11 protein-coding genes are annotated in these 19,607 nt (G+C 52.1%); all 11 read left to right on the plus strand.

The window, feature by feature from the left end:
- The first annotated feature begins 51 nt into the window (after positions 1–51).
- The 11 genes from CFI03_RS08370 (at position 52) to CFI03_RS08420 (ending at position 19,393) form a co-directional block, all read left to right on the plus strand.
- Positions 52–1,407 carry an extracellular solute-binding protein gene (locus tag CFI03_RS08370; protein WP_116394216.1) on the plus strand — a complete coding sequence of 452 codons (1,356 nt, stop codon included), beginning with the start codon at positions 52–54 and terminating at the stop codon, positions 1,405–1,407.
- A 98-nt stretch (positions 1,408–1,505) separates the two neighbouring features.
- Positions 1,506–2,810: a sugar ABC transporter permease gene (locus CFI03_RS08375; RefSeq protein ID WP_116394217.1), complete on the plus strand. Its 1,305-nt coding sequence runs from the start codon at positions 1,506–1,508 to the stop codon at positions 2,808–2,810.
- A 1-nt stretch (position 2,811) separates the two neighbouring features.
- A complete protein-coding gene (locus CFI03_RS08380; RefSeq protein ID WP_116394218.1) occupies positions 2,812–3,654 on the plus strand; it encodes a sugar ABC transporter permease in 843 nt (280 codons plus the stop codon).
- Between the two features lie 32 nt (positions 3,655–3,686).
- Entirely contained in the window at positions 3,687–10,037 is a 6,351-nt protein-coding gene (locus tag CFI03_RS08385; protein ID WP_162862775.1) for an S-layer homology domain-containing protein, read from the plus strand.
- Between the two features lie 160 nt (positions 10,038–10,197).
- Complete coding sequence (locus tag CFI03_RS08390; RefSeq protein ID WP_116394220.1) at positions 10,198–11,763, plus strand: ABC transporter substrate-binding protein; 1,566 nt, start codon at positions 10,198–10,200, stop codon at positions 11,761–11,763.
- Positions 11,764–11,800: 37 nt separating this feature from the next.
- The gene (locus CFI03_RS08395; protein ID WP_116394221.1) at positions 11,801–13,546 is read left to right on the plus strand and encodes a sensor histidine kinase; all 1,746 of its coding nucleotides are present in this window, start codon (positions 11,801–11,803) and stop codon (positions 13,544–13,546) included.
- Positions 13,543–15,153: a helix-turn-helix domain-containing protein gene (locus tag CFI03_RS08400; protein ID WP_116394222.1), complete on the plus strand. Its 1,611-nt coding sequence runs from the start codon at positions 13,543–13,545 to the stop codon at positions 15,151–15,153. The genes CFI03_RS08395 and CFI03_RS08400 overlap by 4 nt, the downstream gene beginning before the upstream one ends.
- A gap of 117 nt (positions 15,154–15,270) precedes the next feature.
- Positions 15,271–16,830, plus strand: coding sequence for a spore germination protein (locus CFI03_RS08405; protein WP_116394223.1), 1,560 nt, complete (start codon positions 15,271–15,273; stop codon positions 16,828–16,830).
- The gene (locus CFI03_RS08410; protein WP_116394224.1) at positions 16,827–17,954 is read left to right on the plus strand and encodes a GerAB/ArcD/ProY family transporter; all 1,128 of its coding nucleotides are present in this window, start codon (positions 16,827–16,829) and stop codon (positions 17,952–17,954) included. The genes CFI03_RS08405 and CFI03_RS08410 overlap by 4 nt, the downstream gene beginning before the upstream one ends.
- Positions 17,935–19,182: a Ger(x)C family spore germination protein gene (locus tag CFI03_RS08415; RefSeq protein ID WP_116394225.1), complete on the plus strand. Its 1,248-nt coding sequence runs from the start codon at positions 17,935–17,937 to the stop codon at positions 19,180–19,182. Before CFI03_RS08410 ends, CFI03_RS08415 begins: the two co-directional genes overlap by 20 nt.
- Before the next feature lies 1 nt (position 19,183).
- Positions 19,184–19,393 carry a hypothetical protein gene (locus tag CFI03_RS08420; RefSeq protein ID WP_116394226.1) on the plus strand — a complete coding sequence of 70 codons (210 nt, stop codon included), beginning with the start codon at positions 19,184–19,186 and terminating at the stop codon, positions 19,391–19,393.
- The last annotated feature ends 214 nt before the right edge of the window (positions 19,394–19,607 follow it).

The raw sequence follows: 19,607 nt of genomic DNA on the forward strand, positions 1-19,607 counted from the left end.
CCGGGGTCAACAAACTTACAAGAGTTGATAAAGGGAAGGGAGCTCTCAACGATGTTAAAGAGCAAAAAGATGCTTATCACGCTTAGCTTGCTGGCTGTATCCATGTCGCTTGCCGCATGCGGCGGCAACAATAACGGCAATGGTACAACGGCTAGCAATGCCAATGCCTCCGCCAGCACCAATACGAACGCTAACACCCCGGCTTCGGAATCGCCAAGCGCGGACGCTGCGGCAACCGCGGAAGCGAACGGGCCAACGGAAGCGAAGCCTGCCGAGCTGACTATATGGCCGGATACGGCGGAAGACAAACTCGCCGTAATCCAGGCGGCAGCGGATAAATACACCGCGGCAACAGGGATTAAGATCAACATTAAGCCGGTAGCGATGAACGATCAACCGGATGTGCTAGCGCTCGACGGTCCCGCCGGCAAAGGTCCGGACCTGTTCTACCAGCCGGGCATCGGCAGCTTGGTCGTGAAAGGCCTTGTGCAAGAGGTGAAAGCTTCGGACGAGGTAAAAGGCACTTACACGCCGGAAGCACTCGCGGCGCTTAGCCAAGACGGCGTTCTGTACGGCCTCCCATTAGTAACGGAAACATATGCTCTTTTCTATAATAAGAAGCTTGTCCCTAATGCGCCTGCAACGATTGCGGACCTCGAGCAAATCATGAAAGACCAGACCGACGCGAAGAAGCAGAACTACGGCTTCCTCTTTGAAGCGGCAAACTTCTACTTTGCTTGGGGCTTCCTCGGCGGCGAAGGCGGTTATATTTTCAAAGACAACGCAGGCAAATACGATATCAACGATATCGGTCTGAACAAGGAAGGCACGGTAAAAGGCGCTTCCCTGATCCAAAGCTGGTTCAACAACGGTTACCTGCCTAAAGGCGTTAACGGTGACATCGTTGGCGGCCTGTTCACGCAAGGCAAAGTTGGCGCGGTTATCAACGGACCTTGGGCCATCAACGATTACAAAAAAGCACTCGGCGACGATCTGGCGGTTGCTCCAATCCCTACGCTCGAAGGCGGCGCGCATCCAACCTCCTTCATTGGCGTAAAGGGCTGGATGCTCTCCAAGTTCTCGAAGAGCCCGGAGTGGGCGGCGGATTTCGCGGCCTTCCTGACGAACGAAGAGAACGCGCTTGAGTACTTCAAGAAAACAGGCGAGGTTCCGCCGGTTATCAACGTCCTGAACAATCCGGTTCTGACGGGCGATCCGCTTGTAGCCGGCTTCTCGCAGCAAATCCAATACGGCCAGCCGTTCCCGACAGTTCCAGAGCTTGACCATGTATGGGATCCGATGGCGAACGCCCTGAAATTCATCACGGAAGGCAAAGACGTGCAAGCTTCCCTGGACGATGCCGTGAAACTCATTAACGACAAGATGAAAATGGCCGGCGCGAAGTAAAGAAATCCTCGTCCGCCATACCATGAAACAAGGAAAGGGGCTCCTCACAGCCCCTTTCTCTATTAAATGCATTCGGAAATATGGAAGGTGAACCAAACATGAACATCAACGCCCTGGAGCCCGTGTCGCAAACCAGACAAAGCCAGCATAATCCTGCCCTCGCGACCGTCCTGTCCATCGTTCCTGGATTAGGCCAGCTGTACAACCGCCGCTGGATCAAAGGAATTGTATTTCTTGTAATTGGCTTAAGCTTGATCATTGCGTTATCCGTGCCTATCGCAAACGGCATCGAAGGAATGATTACGCTCGGGGACAACCCGGAGACCGACGATTCCCGTAATTTGCTCGTCCAAGGCTTGTTATCCTCCATCATTGGCGTTATCCTGCTAGGCCTGTACGTGCTGAATGTGCTGGATGCCCGGAAAGATGCGAAAAAACGCCGAGAGGGCGTCCGCACGCCATCCGTCCGGCAGGCCTTCCAGGACAGCTGGGAGCATGGCTTCCCGTATTTCGTCGTTGTGCCGAATTTCATCATGATGGCGCTGATCGTCATTTTCCCGCTGCTGTTTATGATCTCTCTCGCTTTTACCAACTACAACTTGTACAATTCACCGCCTGCCCATCTGCTGGACTGGGTTGGTTTTGCGAACTTTAAAGCTTTATTCACGGAAGCCGTGTGGAGCAAAAGCTTATTTACCGTTCTTTCCTGGACGGTCGTATGGACGCTTGTGGCGACAACGCTGCAAATTATGCTGGCTTTTTTCCTTGCGGTGATGATCAATGACAGCCGAGTCAGGTTCAAACGCCTGATCCGCACGGTTATGATTCTCCCTTGGGCGGTTCCGTCTTTTATGACCGTGCTTGTGTTTACGGCGATGTTTAACGATACGTTTGGCGCGATTAACCGGGATATTTTCTCCCACTTTGGCGTGTCGATTCCGTGGCTCTCCGATCCGACCTGGGCGCGCGTTGCGATTATCGGCATTCAAGTATGGCTTGGTTTCCCTTACGTATTTACGCTGATTACCGGGGTGCTTCAAGGAATCTCGAAGGACTGGTATGAAGCAGCCGATGTGGACGGGGGAAGCCGCTGGAAAAAGTTCCGTTTCATCACGATGCCTCATGTGCTGTTCGCAACGGCTCCGCTGCTCATTATGCAATACTCGTACAACTTCAATAACTTCAATATTATTTATTTGTTCAACAAGGGCGGTCCTCCGGTTCCGGGCCAGAACTCGGGAGCAACCGACATCTTGATCTCTTGGGTGTACAGCCTGACGTTTAAGGAAAACAATTACAAAATGGCCGCCGCCGTATCCATCATCATGGGTATCGTCGTCGCGGCGTTTGCTCTCTATCAATTCAGCAGAACCCGTTCCTTCAGAGAGGAGGATATGTACTAAAATGAAACGTTCGCTCAAATCCGCTCTGGAAGTGTCCGGCATTTATCTGGTTGTCCTGATCATGTTCCTGATTATTTTGTACCCGCTGCTCTGGGCGTTCAGCATGTCCCTCAACCCGGGCACCAGCTTGTTCTCGCTCAAGATGATCCCGGACAACTGGTCGCTGGAGCATTACGAATGGCTGTTCAACAATCCGAGCAGCAACTACACCCTATGGTACAAAAATACGCTGATCATCGCGTTTGCGAACGGCCTTGCCTCGGTCTGCATCGTATCCATTGTGGCTTACGTGTTCTCGCGGTTCCGGTTTGTCGGACGGAAGAACAGCATCTACACGTTCCTGCTGCTGCAGATGTTCCCGGTCTTGATGGGAATGGTGGCGATCTACCTGCTGCTCAATACCGTAAACCTGCTGGATACGTTTTTGGGTTTAATCCTGATTTATGTGTTTGGCGGCTTGCCGATGAACCTGTTCCTTGTAAAAGGGTACCTCGATACGATTCCGCGCGATCTCGACGAATCGGCCAAAATCGACGGGGCGGGCTACCTGACGATTTTCTTCCGCATTCTGGTACCGCTTGCCAGCCCGATTATCGCGGTTGTTGCCTTGTTTACGTTTATGGCGCCGTTCTTCGATTTCCTGACGCCGCAGATCATTATCCGCAGCCCGGAGAAGTTTACGCTGGCGCTAGGCTTGTACAACTTCATTAACGATAAGTTCGCGAACAACTTTACGATGTTTGCCGCAGGCACGATCCTGATTGCGATTCCGATCTCGATTGTCTTCCTGCTGCTGCAAAGGTTCCTTATTTCCGGTCTTGCGGATGGGGCAACCAAAGGTTAGTAATTCATTTCATTTTAGGAGGAATGGGATCAATGCCATCATTATTGAAAAAGCTGATGATTCTGTGCATGGCGCTCCTTATTGCGATCCCCCCGCTGTCCGCTAGTGCGGACGGCGTTTCCGGGGTTAATAATGAATACGCTTACATGCGAATTCATAATCCTTGGCAAGGGTACTCGCTTTATGAGGATGCCGAAGGTAAAGTGCGTTACGGTTTTCCCGCAGTAAACGATCCTTATGCGCAATGGACAATCGAGGAGAAGGATGGACATAAGCGCATCAAGAACCGCGCGACCGGCCATTACATGAACTCGGAGCAAGTGACGGATGCGAATATTACGAATGCGGTTGAGAGCTCTGCTGCAAGCGAAGGCTCGGCAGCCGACACCTGGGATATTGCGGAAGTAGCGAGCAAGCCTGGCGAGTTCAATATTATCAGCACCCGCAATTCGTCGTGGATTGTCAACTTCCAGATTCAAGACGGCAAGGTGCAGGCGAACAACTGGGCGCAAAAGGATTGGGGAAGCGCGACATGGACGCTGGATCCCGCCGAAGCAACCGAGCCGGTTCGGATCGTTAGTCCGTGGAACGGCTCCTATTTATATGAAGAAGACGGAGAAATGAAATACGGAGAAATCGCTTTGAACGATACGTCTTCGCAATGGTTCGTGGAAGACAAGGGTGGCTACCAACGTCTACGCAACCGAGCAACCGGACATTATCTTCATTCGCAGGCGATTACCGCGGAGCAAATGACGAACCCGGTTGGTATTTCCGCGATTGACGAGGGCTGGACATCGGATTTATGGTCCCTCGAAGCGGCTGATGACAATGGCGGCATCAACATCGTCAGCTCCCGCGACAACAGCTGGATCGTTAATATTCAGGGCACCGGCAACGGCCCGGACGGCATCGTCCGCGCGAACAACTGGGCGCAAAAGAGCTGGGGCAGCGCCGTCTGGAGGCTTGAGCCTGCGGCGGATTCCGCTCCGAAGCGGATCAAGAACAATTGGAAGGGCACCTATTTGTATGAAGAGAACGGCCAGATCAAATATGGCGAACCCGCCTACACCGATAAGGCGTCGCAATGGATTCTAATCGACACGGCAAACGGGACGCTGCTGCGCAATCTAGCAACCGGTCATTACGCAACAAGCGTCGATTACGTAGGAGCAACACCGCTCTCCGCGGAGAACTCGCCAAGCGCGGATTCGGCCTGGGTAGTTGCGGCCGCCAAGAATGACAGCGGCGGTGAAGTCGAAGGCTACGTCACGCTCCGAAGCGCGGCAAACGCGAACAGCTTCATCAACGTGCAGAATCAGGACGGCTTCGCGCAGGGCAATAACTGGGCGCAGGTAACGTGGGGCAGCGCGCAATGGGCGCTGGAAGATCCGGCTCCGCCGAAGGAGCCTGTTATTCCGTATATCCGGATCAAGAACAACTGGCTGCAGCTGTATTTGTTCGAGGATGCAAACGGCGTTGTCCAGTACGGTAACGTACAGCCTTCGGACCGGAATGCGCAATGGCTGGTTGAGGAGCATGACGGCGTGAAGCGGATCAAGAACCGCGGGACCGGTCACTACTTAAACAATGAAGGAGCAGCAGGCGACCGGGACGCACTGAAATCAACGGCGTTGGCCGACGAATCATCAGCGGGCGACTGGACGATCGAGACGTATCAAGGCTACAAGCTGATTGGCAAGCCTGGCGATGCCAGCGGCAAATACATTAACGTCGAGAACAAGCTGAAGCACGCGCAGCTTAGCGTCGTGCCGAAGGATTGGGGCAGCCCGAAATGGGAGTTTATTACGGTAGGCGAGACTGCGCCTGCTTATGTGCGCCTGAAGAACAGCTATTTTGGCCAATATCTCTTTGAGGATGAGAACGGCAATGTCGCTTACGGTCAGCCTGCAGAGGATGATCCGGCTTCCCAGTGGTCCATCGAGACCGCTCCGCAAGGCGTATACATCGTGAACAAGGCGACCGGTCATATGATCTCGAATGAAAACATTAACCGTGCCGAGAATGAAGCAAACCCTCATCTAAAGCCTCTGGAAAGCTTGACGCTTGATAAGTCATGGGGCAGCGTGCAGTGGGAGATGACGGATGTTGATGGAGCGGCGAATACGAAAATATTCAGCAACGGCTGGAACGCGAACTGGAATAACGAACCTGCCCGCATTCATATGCAGGATCAGACCGGCTATGGTCAGGCGAGTCCGATTCCTGCCGACTGGGGCAGCGCGCAGTGGGTGCTGGAGGCTGCACCTCAAGCACCGGCCGGGCTGCCGGAAGGTTATATCCGCATCAAGAACGAAGCTTCCGGGCAATACCTGTACGAGAATGGCAATAACGTTGTTTTGTACGGAACGCCGGCTGCCAATAACGCGGCTTCGCATTGGAAGATGACCAGTAAGGAAGGCAAGCAGCTGATCGTAAACCGGGCGACCGGCAATGCGATTTCGATTGAACATCTGCAAAGCTACCTCGAGACAACGGCTTCGCCGGCTGCAGACGACACGAAGGTGCAATGGGTTGTGGAAAATGGTCCTTCAGCCGGCCTTTATCTGCTCCGCAGCGCAGCTCTTGGTTACGAAGACAACTATATTCATACCGAAGACCTGCAGGGCTACGCTCAGTATGAATTGAGATCGATTGAAAGCCGCGGCGTGCAATGGAGATTCGAGACGGCGCCTGCTGAAGCGGTAACGGTGCCGCCGGTTGACGGTCCGGCAAATGCGGTAACTCCGGTATTAAAGGAGCTTAACGCGGTCCGGATTGTGGATGCTGTCAGCGGCAAAGCATTGATTGAACGTTATGGCGTAATTGTGGCGGATAAGCCTGCCGCTGCCGACGGCAAAGCGGCAGAATGGCTGCCGCAGGATTATAACGGCCATAAGCAATACGTGAATCAGGCAAGCGGCCGCAAGCTAGCCGTGAAGGCAAGCGGTCAAGCAACCGTTTTAACCGATGTGGTAAGCTTGTCCACGCAATGGAATGTCTCTTCTTACGGAGGTTATCAAGTGCTCGGCAATGCTTCTGCCAAAGGGCAATATTTGACGGTTGGTGCCGCTGGCGCTGTATCCGTTCAAGCCTTGGATGCTTCCGAAGCTGCGGCGCATTGGCAGCTTCAAGCGGTGAAAAGCGATGTCCGTTACGAAGCGGAAGACTCGTTTATGACGGGTGGCGTAAAGGCAAACGGAACTTCCGTTGCCGGCTTTACGCAAGAGGATGCAGCATTGCTTTTTGCCGTAAATACGGAGATAGCAGCTAACTACTCCGCTAAGCTACGTTTCCGCAATAGCGACAGCAGTACAGCAACGTTAGCCCTTTACGTCAACGGTCTGAAGCAAGCCGCTGCCGCAGAGTTCCCAAGCACGGGCAGCAACTGGTCAGATCTTACCCTCGAGCTGCCGCTTCGCGCAGGCATGAATACCGTATCGCTTCAATACGACAACGGCAGCACGGGCTGTATCGACGTAGATTACCTTCTCGTGCACAATGCGGTGAGCAAGGATTACCGCGGAGCGACCGTTCCGTTCACAACTTATGAGGCAGAGCAAGGAACAACAAACGGTACTCTCATTGAAGAAGACCGTACGTTTAAGACCTTCGCTTCCGAGGCCTCCGGCAGAGAAGCGGTTCGTCTGGATGCCACAGGGCAATATGTCGAGTTCAAAACAACGGAACAGGCAAATGCACTGACCATGCGTTATATCATCCCGGATTCTCCGGCGGGTGACGGCGAAGAGCATACGCTGACGCTTTATATTAATGGCGAAAAGCAAGGCAAAATCAACCTTTCCAGCAAGTACAGCTGGGTATACGGCAAATATCCGTGGACGAATAATCCGGCAGACGGAGACGCTCATCGTTTCTATGATGAGTCCCGCTTATTAATAGGAGATGCGGCGGCAGGTTCGACAATCCGTCTCGTGAAAGAGGCTGACGATACAGCCGATTATTACGTAGTGGATCTGGTTGATTTGGAGCAGGCGCCTGACGCGTATTCGAAGCCGGATAGTTATTTATCGGTGACGGATTTTGGTGCAACGGCCAATGACGGCTCCGACGACTCGGCCGCATTCGAAGCCGCAATCGCGGCTGCCAAGGAGCAAGGTGCCGGCGTGTGGATTCCGGCAGGAAGCTTTAAGCTTGCGCAAGGACCTCTCCATATCGATAATGTAACGATCCGCGGTGCTGGGATCTGGCATACGGAACTGCATGGCGCAGGCTTCCTGGCGGAAGGAAGCAAGGTTCGCGTCTACGATCTCTACATGGATCTTGGCGTAACGGGACGTCATGACGAGCTGCGCGAAGCGGGCTTTGACGGAACGTTTGGCAAAGGCTCCATCCTACAGAATGTATGGATCGAGCATGCCAAGGCAGGCATTTGGTCGATGCGCAGCGATGAGGGAGTCGTGACGGACGGCTTGTACGTTGGCGGAGTACGAATTCGCGATACTTACGCGGACGGCATCAATTTTACAACGGGTACGCGAAATTCGATGATAGAGCAGACCCATATCCGCAACTCCGGCGATGACAGCATCGCGCTTTGGTCGCAGAAGCCGGAAGGCGTGTCCGACGATGACAGCCGGGTAAGCAGCAATACCGTACGCTTCAATACGGTTCAACTGCCATGGCTGGCCGATAACGTGGCTATTTTCGGAGGACGCGATAACAAGGTGCAGGATAATATCCTGACGGATACGGTTGGCTTTGGCGCGGGGATTGCGGTATCGACACGCTTTAATCCGGTCGCCTTTGGAGGCACCACGCTTATCGAGCGCAATACGCTGATCCGTACCGGCGGCCGCGAGCCAAGCTGGGGTCAAAACTTCGGTGCAATCTGGCTGTTCACGGGCGATAAGCCGATTGACGCCGACATTACCATCCGAGATAACACGGCACTCGACAGCACTTATCAAGGCTTGTACGTAAACGGGCCAAACGCGATTGCTAACGGTACCCGCAGCATTACGATCGAGAACTATGTCATTGACGGCACCGGTACATGGGGCATCCATGTTAATAATGACGTAAGTGGCTCCATTAATCTGGATAATGTCATTGTCCGCAATACGAAGCTTGGTCCTGTTTTTAATGCGAAGTCCACTGGGTTTGAATTGCGCACGATTACGCATGAAGACAACTCGGGCTCCGGCCATACGGGCGGGGGCGGTTCAACACCGGTTAGGTCTTCCGTTAACTATGACGCCGACCTGAATGCCGGACTAACCGCGGGCAAAAAGGAAATCGTCATCGACCTGCCAGTAGGCGATAACTCGGGTGCAGCCGAATTCTCTGCCGCTGCATTGAAGGCGGCTGCATCCGCAACGCAAGAAACATCCATTGTTATCCGTTATGGCGGAATGACCTACACGCTTCCATCAACGATATGGACGATTCTGAAGGAAGCGGGTTATGCGGATGCATTGGCAGCTGCCGATGCCAAGCTCACGCTGACCCTCTCGCCGGTTTCCGGCACGTTAGCCGACGAAATGAAGAGCAAAGCCGCTTCCGCGGGCTTTACTCTTGCCGGCAATCCGGTTTCCTTCGAGCTGACGCTGCAATCCGGCGGCCAGTCCATGCCGGTCCATCAATTCGGCAAGCAGTTTGTTGCAAGAAGCTTTACGTTTAATGGTCAGGTAGATCAAGACCACAGCTCTGTTATTGTTTACGATCCGGCAACGGGCCAGTTCAGAACGGTTCCGGCGTTGTTCGCAAGTCAAGGCGGGAATACGGTCGTGTCGGTACTTAGCGCAACTAACAGCTTATACGCCGTTGCGGTTACGGATGCTTCCTTCAAGGATATCGCTGCCCATTGGGCCAAAGACGATATTCTGCTGCTGGCGAACAAACGGATAGTGAACGGCGTATCTACGGATCTGTTCGCTCCTAACCGCAATATAACGAGAGCTGAGTTTGCGGCGCTTGTCGTCAAAGCGCTTGGCCTTGCATCAGACAGTGAAACATCAGTCCCGTCCTTTACGGATGTTGCTTCATCCGCCTGGTACGCTTCTTATGTGAAGACAGCCGTTCAATACGGCATTGTAAAAGGCATGAGTGACGGGACCTTCCGTCCGAATCAGGAAATTACCCGTCAGGAAATGGCGGTTATGCTGGCACGGGCATTGGTTCTGGTTACGAAGCGCGGGTCCGCGCCAATCCAATCCGAAGCGCCGGAAGCGGTCTTCCCGCAAGACGGCAGCCAGATTGCCGATTGGGCGAAATCCGCAATCAACGAGCTTGTTGCCGCCGGAATCATGCAAGGCAAATCTGCCGGCAAGTTTGCTCCGCTCGACCAAGCATCGCGCGCTGAAGCAGCCGTAACGCTGAAGCGACTCCTGCAGGCAGGCGGTCTGATGAACAAATCATAGCGAGTCCGGGCAAGCCGGTCAGGGAGAGTTTCCCGGACCGGCTGTTTGCCATGCTCTCAAGGTCACAATCTTATTATTAAAAGTTACAATTAGAGTAGTCGGAAAGAATCAGGCCGTTGTATGATGAGGTATCTAACCTTGAGCCAAGGAGACGAGTGACATGTTCAACAGAGCTGATAAGAAAGCGCTTCCAATTATAATGGGATCGCTGCTCGTCGTTGCTATTCTAATCGCATTCTCGACGATGTACGGACAAACATCCAACCCGGCCAAATCCCCGGCCCATTCCAATACAGCCCGGATCCAAGAAGAAACGGAGGAAAAGCCCGCAGCAGACAGCGATACAGACCGGCTGGTTATGGTTTTCCCCGCAGGCAATGTGCCGAAGGATCTTAACCTTGTTGAAGATAAAATCAATGACTACCTCATGAAAAAAATAAACGCAACCGTGGATATCCGCACGATCGACATGGGCTCCTGGTGGGATAAGACGGGGCTAATGTTCGCATCCGGCGAGCAGATGGACATTATTTTTACGGCTGGCTGGATGCGCTTTGGAGACGAGATTGCGAAGGGTCGTTATCTGCCGCTGGATGAATTACTGGACAAATACGGAGCGGGAATCCGCAAGATTCTGGATCCTTCCATTCTGGAGGCCAGCAAAGTAAACGGCAAGCTGTACGGCATTGTGACCAACAAGGAGTTTGCCTCCAGCAAAGGACTTGTGCTCCGTCAGGATCTGGTCGACAAGTACGACATCGATCTGTCGCAGGTCAAGACATTGGCCGATTTTGGCCCAATCTTCGAGAAGATCAAGCGGGATGAACCGGAGCTGGCCCCGCTGCAGGCAAGGGCAGACCGCAGTCCGCTTACGTTTATGATGCAATACGGCATATTCGACATGCTGGGAGAAGGTCCGGGCGTTCTGCGCCGCGAAGGGCAGTCGACGAAGGTGCTGAGTATGGCGGAGACTCCTGAATTTATGGCGTATGCCAAGCTGCTTTACGAGTGGAACCGGAAGGGTTACCTCAATGCGGATGCGACAACGTCGAAGGATAACGAATATGACGCGGTAAAAGCCGGCAATGCCTTCGCTTACGCAGAGTCGCTGAAGCCAGGCTTCGAGATTCAAGCCTCCAGGGATACCGGATATCCGATGGTAAGCGTAGAGCTGACGAGGCCCTATACCACCACGGCGGATACAACAAGCGCGATGTTTGCGATCACCCGCAACGCGAAGCATCCGGAGAAATCGATGATGCTGCTTAATCTCTTGTATACGGATCCTTATTTGCTGAATCTGCTGGATTGGGGCATTGAAGGCATACATTATGTCAAGAAATCCGACAACGTCATTGGCTACCCGCCCGGCGTTGACGCGAAGACGGTTGGCTATAATCTGAACCAGCCGTGGATGTTCGGCAATCAATTGAATTCTTACTTGTGGGATAATGAGAACCCGGGATTATGGCAGGAATACCGCAGCTTTAACGAGCAGGCGGATAAGTCGAAGGCGTTAGGCTTTGTTTTTAACCCGGAGCGGGTGAAAGCGGAGATTGCGGCTTCGATTCTGGTCGAGAAGGAATTTATGCCGGCTTTTAACACAGGTGCCCAGGATCCGGAGAAAATCATTCCGATGTACGTAAGCAAGCTGAAGGCGGCGGGAGCCGATAAGGTTGTCCGGGAGAAGCAGCGCCAGCTTGATTTATGGCTTGCTGACCATTAGCTGCCGACTAAGCCCCTATGAGGAGAGGAGGAAGGTCATGAGACAAGCAACGATGCGATCCAGACTGATACTTGGCTTTGGTCTCGTTATTATTCCTCTCGTCATTTTACTGTTGTGGAACAATCTTTACGCGACGAAGGTTGTCCATTCCCAGGTGGCGCAGTCGAACCGCAACATGCTCACCATGTACATGAACGATATGGACCAGGTTCTTGGCGAGATCGAGAACTATCTCTATAAAGCGGCAGAGCAGGATCAAAGCCTGATTTCGCTCAGCCAATACGATAAGGACAGCTGGGAGTATTATCTGTCCACGACGCAGACGGCAAACGATCTGGATTTGAACATCAACTATTACGACGCGGCGGATGTGTTGTTCGCTTACGGCGGGAAATACAAGGAGCTTCTTGTCGCCCAGCAGCAATCCGTTACCTATGCCCGCAAGCAGGAGATACAATCCAAGCTGAAGGAGCTGCTTGCGGATCACGATCCGGCGCTTCGCGCGGGCTGGAAGGTAGTCGAGCTGAAGGGGCAATACGCGCTCGTCCGGGTCGTGGATACGAATTACGACTCCTATATCGGAGCCTGGATTGACCTCAACCGGTTGATGGAGCCAATCCGCCAGCTGGGTCAGGGTGGCAAGGCGGAAGCGCTTCTGGTATCGGGGGAAGGCAAGCCTCTTTCAACGGTTGGCACATCCATTCGCCAAGAGGTTGAAGCCTTTGACCTGACGGCTTATATGGATAACGGAAATGCGGCCTACAATATTGTCAAGCTTGGCAATCCGTATTTGCTTGTAGCCAAGAGCTCCCGGATGGCGGATATGAACCTGATCTTCCTGCTGCCGGAGCGCAAGCTTCTCGAAGGTCTTCCGATCTTCCGCAAAATGACGTATCTCATTCCGATGCTGGCGGCGATCATGCTGGGACTTTATCTCTTATTCCTGCAAAATTCGATCGTGAAGCCGATCCATCATTTCATTAAAGGGATGCGGAAAATCCGCTCAGGCGACTTAAGCGTCCGGATGGAGGATTACAAGCTTCAGGAGTTTATCACGCTCAAAGAGACGTTTAACGGCATGGCCCAGCAGATTGAGCATTTGAAGATAGATATTTACGAGGAGCAGTTGCGGACGCAGAAGGCGGAGCTGAAGCATCTGCAAGCCCAGATTCACCCCCATTTCTTTATGAATTCTCTCAATATCGTCTATCAGCTTGCCCAGATCAAAGACTATGAAGTCATCCAGAACATGTCCCTTCATCTTGTGAGGTATTTCCGGTTTACAACCCGTACTCAGGTATCAACGGTGACTGTGAAGGAAGAAGTCGAGCATATCTTCCATTATCTATCGATTCAGAAATACCGGTTCCCGGAGACGCTCGCTTTTGATTTCGAGGTTGATCCGGCGCTCGAGAAGGTCAATATTCCGCCCCTGACTATTCAGCCGATAGTGGAGAACGCAATGGTGCACGGCTTCTCGATCCGTACGGGCTCGCCGTTCCATATCCGGGTGAAGGTATCGGGGGAGGACGCAGAGCTGATCATTGAGGTGGAGGATAACGGGAAAGGTCTAACGGCGGAGCAAATGGAGCAATTGCGCGTAAAGGTGCATTCGCTTGAACCCGGGGACGGCAGCTTGGGGCTGTGGAACGTTGTCCGGCGATGCAGGCTCTACTATAAAGGAACGGTCAGAATGGCATTTGGCAGCGCGGATCCGCAAGGCGCGGTTGTAACGCTACGGGTGCCGAGGTACAAAACGGGAGAAAGGGAGCCGGGACTATGATACGGGTACTTATTGTCGATGATGAGATCTATGCGGTAAAAGGACTCCGTTCGGGCGTACGATGGGAATTGATCGGGGTAGACGAGGTGCATGAAGCGTATCATGCTCCAATGGCGCAGCAGCTGCTGCTTGAACAGCCGATCGATATTGTCATATGCGATATCGAAATGCCGGAGATCAGCGGCCTCGAACTGATGGAATGGGTAAAAGCGCAAGGGATGCAGCCGGAGACAATCGTCTTGACCTGCCATTCCGAGTTCGAGTACGCCAAGCGCGCGATCCATTTAGGCAGCTTTGAATATTTGCTGAAGCCCGTTGTTTATACCGAGCTGGAGGAGACGCTGCTTACCGCCATCTCCCGGGTGAAGGAGAAGCGGAGAATAAGCGAGACCGACGATCAGTATAACAAGATCGTTGAGCTGTGGAACAGCCGCAAGCCGATGCTTGTCGAGCGGTTCTGGCAGGATCTGCTCGAACGGAGAGTTTCAAGCAATCCGGACGCTATACGACAGTCGCTCTCCGCTTACGATATGCGGATGAGTACGGTGGAACAGGTGCGCCTCATCCTAATCAGCGTGGAGAGCTGGGAACGTCCGCTTAACGAACGGGATGAGCTTATCATGGAATTTGCGCTGCGCAAATCGGCTGAAGAGCTGCTGCTCGAGAAGCTTTCCGGCAACGTTATCCAGGATCACCGGGGAAATATTCTTGTGGTGCTGCATCTAGGCGAGGTCGAAGCGGCTAGAGAGGAAATCGAGGCTTTGTGCCGGAATTACCTCGAAGCCTGCAGGCAGTATTTCTATTGCCGACTCTCTTGTTATGTGGGTCAATTAACCGCCGTATCGGAAGTACTGCAAAGCTATCTGGCGCTGCTTAACAAGGAATACCGCAATGTGAGCATGGCGGGCGGCGTAATCTGGAGCGAGGACCCGCTGAGCAATTCGGCCAGACCAGCCGCTACCTTCACCGAGTCCATGCTGGATTGGGCGGATTTGCTGGAGCAGGGGAGCACGGCAGAGCTCTCTCTCAAGCTCGCAGAGTGGACCGATTCTATGGATTCTACTAAAGCAACGGTCGAGACGTTAACCGCTGCCTACCATGCGCTCTTGCAGGTCATCTATTACGCGATGCACCGCAAGGGGCTTCAAGCCCAGCAGCTTTACGAGAATCACGCCTGCTCCGGCGTGGAGACCGCAACCCGTTCCGTCGTACAGTTCAAGCTATGGGTAAGCTGTATAGCCGAAGCCGCGGGCAGTCTGTTTGCGAGAACGATGTCCGTTAGTCCAATTGTTCAAAAGGTAAAGGCGCATATCGCCGAGCATCTGAACGAAGAGTTGTCCCGCGAGCAGCTGGCGTCCATTGCTTTTGTGAATCCGGCCTATCTGTCCCGCTTGTTCCGGAAGGAGACCGGCATGGTACTGACCGATTATATATTGAAGGAACGAATGGAAAGGGCCGCGGAGCTGCTGGCTACGACGGACCGCAGCATCAGCGAGATTGCCGACGGGCTCAGCTACGGGAACTTCTCGTACTTTGCCAGATTGTTCCGCAAGGTTCACGGAGTGACGCCGCAGGAATACCGCAAGCCTTACCGCAAAGTACAGTAATATCAACGGAGAAATCCTTTTTAACCCGCCACCTTTTCAGGTGGTTTTTTGTTTTTCCTTCATAAAATTTCCTTTCACGGGCATCATGAAGTTAAACGAATTGGCGGGAGGATGTATATGGAGCATAACGGACAACCATTAGAGCAGCCATCGAAACCATTCGCATCCGTCAACGATAATTTAGCTTTTATCAAGCAGTCGCTTGGCTCGCCCAACGATTTGTTGATTCGTACGTTTCGAATGGCGGAGGGTGAAAAAGCGGCGGTTGTATGCATTGAGGGCCTGGCTGACAAGCAGGTTATTCAAAATCAGGTCATCAGCCAGCTGACACAAGTCAGCGGAAGCCATTTTACCCGTACGGAACGTACCGAGAATACCGGCCAAATGGACGATGAATACAGCAGAGGGCTGGAGGCGCAAACGACCGAGCAGCTGTCTCTGCAGGACATGAGGCGTTCTTCGGATTGGGATGACATTATGCTGACAATCCTGTCCGGAGACGCCGCTCTATTTGTGGAAGACATGGAAGAGACGGTTCTGATCGGAAGCAAGGGCTGGAAAAGCCGGGCGATAGAAGAGCCGCAGACCGAGTCGCTTATCCGGGGGCCAAGGGATGGCTTTACGGAAGATCTGAGGACCAATACGGCTTTGATTAGAAGAAGGATCCGGGATCCCCATCTGCGGTTTGAATCCTATTGCATCGGAAGAAGATCCAGGAAGGATGTAACGGTCGCTTATATAGACGGTATCGTCAATCCTATGCTCGTGAAAGAAGTAAAGCGGAGAATCAGTACGATTGACATTGATGATCCGGAAGGCTCCGGCTTTATCGAGCAATGGATCCAGGATCATTACTGGTCGCCCTTCCCCCAAATTCTGAATACGGAACGTCCGGATAAGGTGGCGGGTGCTCTGCTGCAAGGAAGAGTGGGGATACTTGTCGACGGTACGCCGTTTCAGTTGATCCTGCCGATAACGATAGCTTCCTTTATTCAATCGCCGGAGGATTATTACCAGAACTGGATACTATCCAGCGTTCTTCGGCTTTTGCGCGTCATGGCGGTGTTTGTGGCGTTATTCCTTCCGGGCATGTATATCGCCATATTGGAATATCATCACGGGATGTTGCCGTCCAAGCTTGCCTTTTCCGTGGCGGGAACGAGGGAAGGAGTTCCTTTTCCGGCAGTAGTCGAGACCTTTCTGATGGAGGCTACCTTAGAGCTTCTGCGGGAAGCGGGGGTGAGACTGCCCAAATCGATTGGTCAGACTATCGGCGTTGTCGGCGGTCTGGTCATAGGCGAAGCAGCGGTAACGGCAGGCATCGTAAGTCCGGTCATGGTTGTTGTCGTGGCAGTAACGGCTATCGCTTCCTTTGCGATACCTTCTTACGGCTTTGCCATTACCATCCGGTTAATGAGATTTCTTATTATGATTGCGGCAAGCGTATTCGGGCTTTACGGCGTCGTGCTTGCGATGATTGTTACTTGCATCCATCTCGTGAATCTGAGGAGCTTCGGCATTCCGTATACCGCCCCTCTGGCGCCGCTTCGATTGTCGGACTGGCGTGATCTCATTTACCGTTTGCCTGTTATCCGCTTATCTCATAGACCCGAAATATTGGAAACGATGGATTCGAAAAGATTGAGCAAGAACAGCAAGAGAAAGGGGAAAGCATGAGAATAAACAGCTATGGCGAAAAACCTCTGTCTACCTTGGAAATGGGCATGACCATCGTATCCATGCTGGTAGGCGTAGGCGTTCTGACGCTGCCCCGCTCGGTGGCAACCTACACAAGCTCGTTCGACGGCTGGATAAGCATTTTGCTCGCGGGCGGCATTGCTCTTCTTGCCGGCTGGCTTGTCTCAAAGGTGGCGGTCCGGGCGGGGAACAAAAACTTCCTTGACTATTCCGTAACCTTGGTGGGCCGGCCGTTCACTTATCTCATTGCCGCTCTCCAATTCAGCTATTTTTTGGGGTTCTGCTCCTATGAGACGAGAGCGATCGCGAATATTTCAAAACAATATTTATTTGATAGAACTCCGGTTGAGTATATCTCCCTCGTTTTTATTCTTGTTGTTGTCTATGGTGTATCCGGCAGCAGATCGGGACTGCTTCGGCTTAATATTTTGTTTCTGCCTTCCGTCCTTATTATGATTGTGATTGTCGTCTGTTTTGGATACAGATGGTTTGAGTTCGGGAATTTGAAGCCATTTATGATTACGCCGCCAATAGGCATTGCCCAAGGGATGAAGGAGGTTATTTACTCCTTGCTTGGGTTCGAGATTATTCTCTACTATATCGTGTTTATGGAACGTCCCGAGAAAGCGCCTAGGGCGGTTATGTCGGGCATTGCGCTGACGGTTTTCATTTACCTGGTTATTTACCAACTGGTCATAGGGATTTTCTCCAATATCGGGGCTATGAATATCGTTTATCCAACTATCGAGCTTGCTAAGGAAATCCAGTTCCCCGGCAACTTTTTTGAACGCTTCGAATCGTTGTTTTTTGTCATTTGGATTATGACGATTTACAATACGGCGGCAATGGGATTCGATTTGGCAAATGAGTGTTTGTCTTTTATGTTCAAAAAATTGTCCAAACGTTATCGGCTGCTTATTATATCGCCTATTGCCTATTTAATCTGCATGACACCGGGGGACATGTCTCAATTCGCAACCCTTGGAAATATCATCAGTTATTTGGCGATGCTTTCCGGCGTTTTGTTGCCGGTCTCTCTTCTAATGTTTGGAGGAAAGAAGAACAACAAGGAGGAGAAGGCAAATGACAAGAGCGGTGCATAGGCGGATGCTGCCCTTGCTATTCATGGCTTCTGTTCTGCTGACAGGCTGCTGGGACCGTGTTGAAATTGACCAGCGCGGTTTTGTCGTTGGGGTAGGAATCGACGAGCCGGACAAGAAAGAGGGAGAGAAGCAAGACACCAGCATTCAAGATAACGACAAGCAGTCGCAGGATAATCAGAGCGCCTCTTCCAAGCAGACCTTTAAGGTGGTCTACCAGATTGTTATGCCGGCAGGTTTAAGCACTAATAAATCGGATGGAGGCTCTGGGGGCGATAAAGCCTATTTCAATATGTCGGTGGAAGAAAACGCGATGGCTACCTCCATGGCCAAGCTTTCTCAGCGATTAAGCCGCGCTCCTTTTTTTGAACATTTAAAAGTTATAATCATTTCGGAAAGCATTGCCCGGAAACCCCAGAAATTTGCCGAAGCCATTGATTTCTTCTTGCGGGAGAGTCAGATGAGGCGGTCCACCAGGGTGATGGTCACCCGGGATAAGGCGGCAAATATTTTGAATACGCATCCGCCGGATCAGAAGCTGCCGGCACAGTATCTTGAGGAGTTGTCGGATAATACGAAGGAAAGCTCGAGGATCTTGCCTGAATCGCGTATCGGCGATGTCCATGAATTTCTGCTCAAGCACAAAAGCTTTGCCATCCAGGGCGTTAAGAACGGCAGCCCCAATTACTCAACCGTAACCGAAGCCGCTGTCTTTAATGGAGCTTCGAATCAATTGGTTGGTTTCTTGAATAATAAGGAAACAGCCGGGCTTAACTTTATGGAAGGGCACATTAAAGGCGGTCAAATTAAATTCACCTTTGAAGACCGGCTTGGCGTATTCAGCATCGAACGCGCGAGCAGGAAGCTGGATTGTACATTTGGCCGGGATAACCTGCCTTCTTTCATTTTTCATATTGAAGTGGAAGGGTCTGTGGACGAGGTGTTCCATGCGCCGGATACGTTGAAGGAGCCTGCTATATCCGCAATGGAAACCGGCGTTCAGAAGGAAATCGTTAAATTGATGGAGTCCACGGCCAATAAACTACAGCATGAATTTAACTGCGATGTAATGGGACTCCGCGAATATTTGTTCCATAATCATTACAGATGGTTCAAGCAGCATGAGAACCAGTGGGAAGAGGAAGGCAAACTCTTTTCTACCCGCCCGGTGCAAATGGATGTAAAGGTAAGCATAAGGAGAAGCGGCAACATTAATTTAACGGAGGACTAGAATGGATTTGTTAAAAAGAATGATCGGACTGTTGCCGTCGGCCAGTATATTGTTCAGTGCTGCTCTATGCGTGATCATCCCGATGTGCTTCTATTGGGTATCCAACCGGATGCGCAAATACGATCCTCCATGGAAGCAAGAAATGCCCGAGGATGAATGCAGCCAAACGATGCTGCCCGCCGGCTCTTCTAATGATCAATATGAAGAGTGAGAGATAAAGCGTAATTAATTTTAAAAAAAAGCTTGCAATCGCATTTCGAACTATGATATATTCTAATTCCGGCCGAGAGAGACAAGCGGTTCGGACGAAAAGCTAAACGTCATCGAGAAATGCGATGAAAAACAAAGCTTGACACTGAATTCGATAACGTGATAAGATATTCAGCGTTGTTGAAGAAATTGTTCTTTGAAAACTGAACAACGAG

It is taken from the genome of Paenibacillus sp. ATY16, from assembly GCF_003399985.2.
Lineage (GTDB): Bacteria > Bacillota > Bacilli > Paenibacillales > Paenibacillaceae > Pristimantibacillus > Pristimantibacillus glycanilyticus.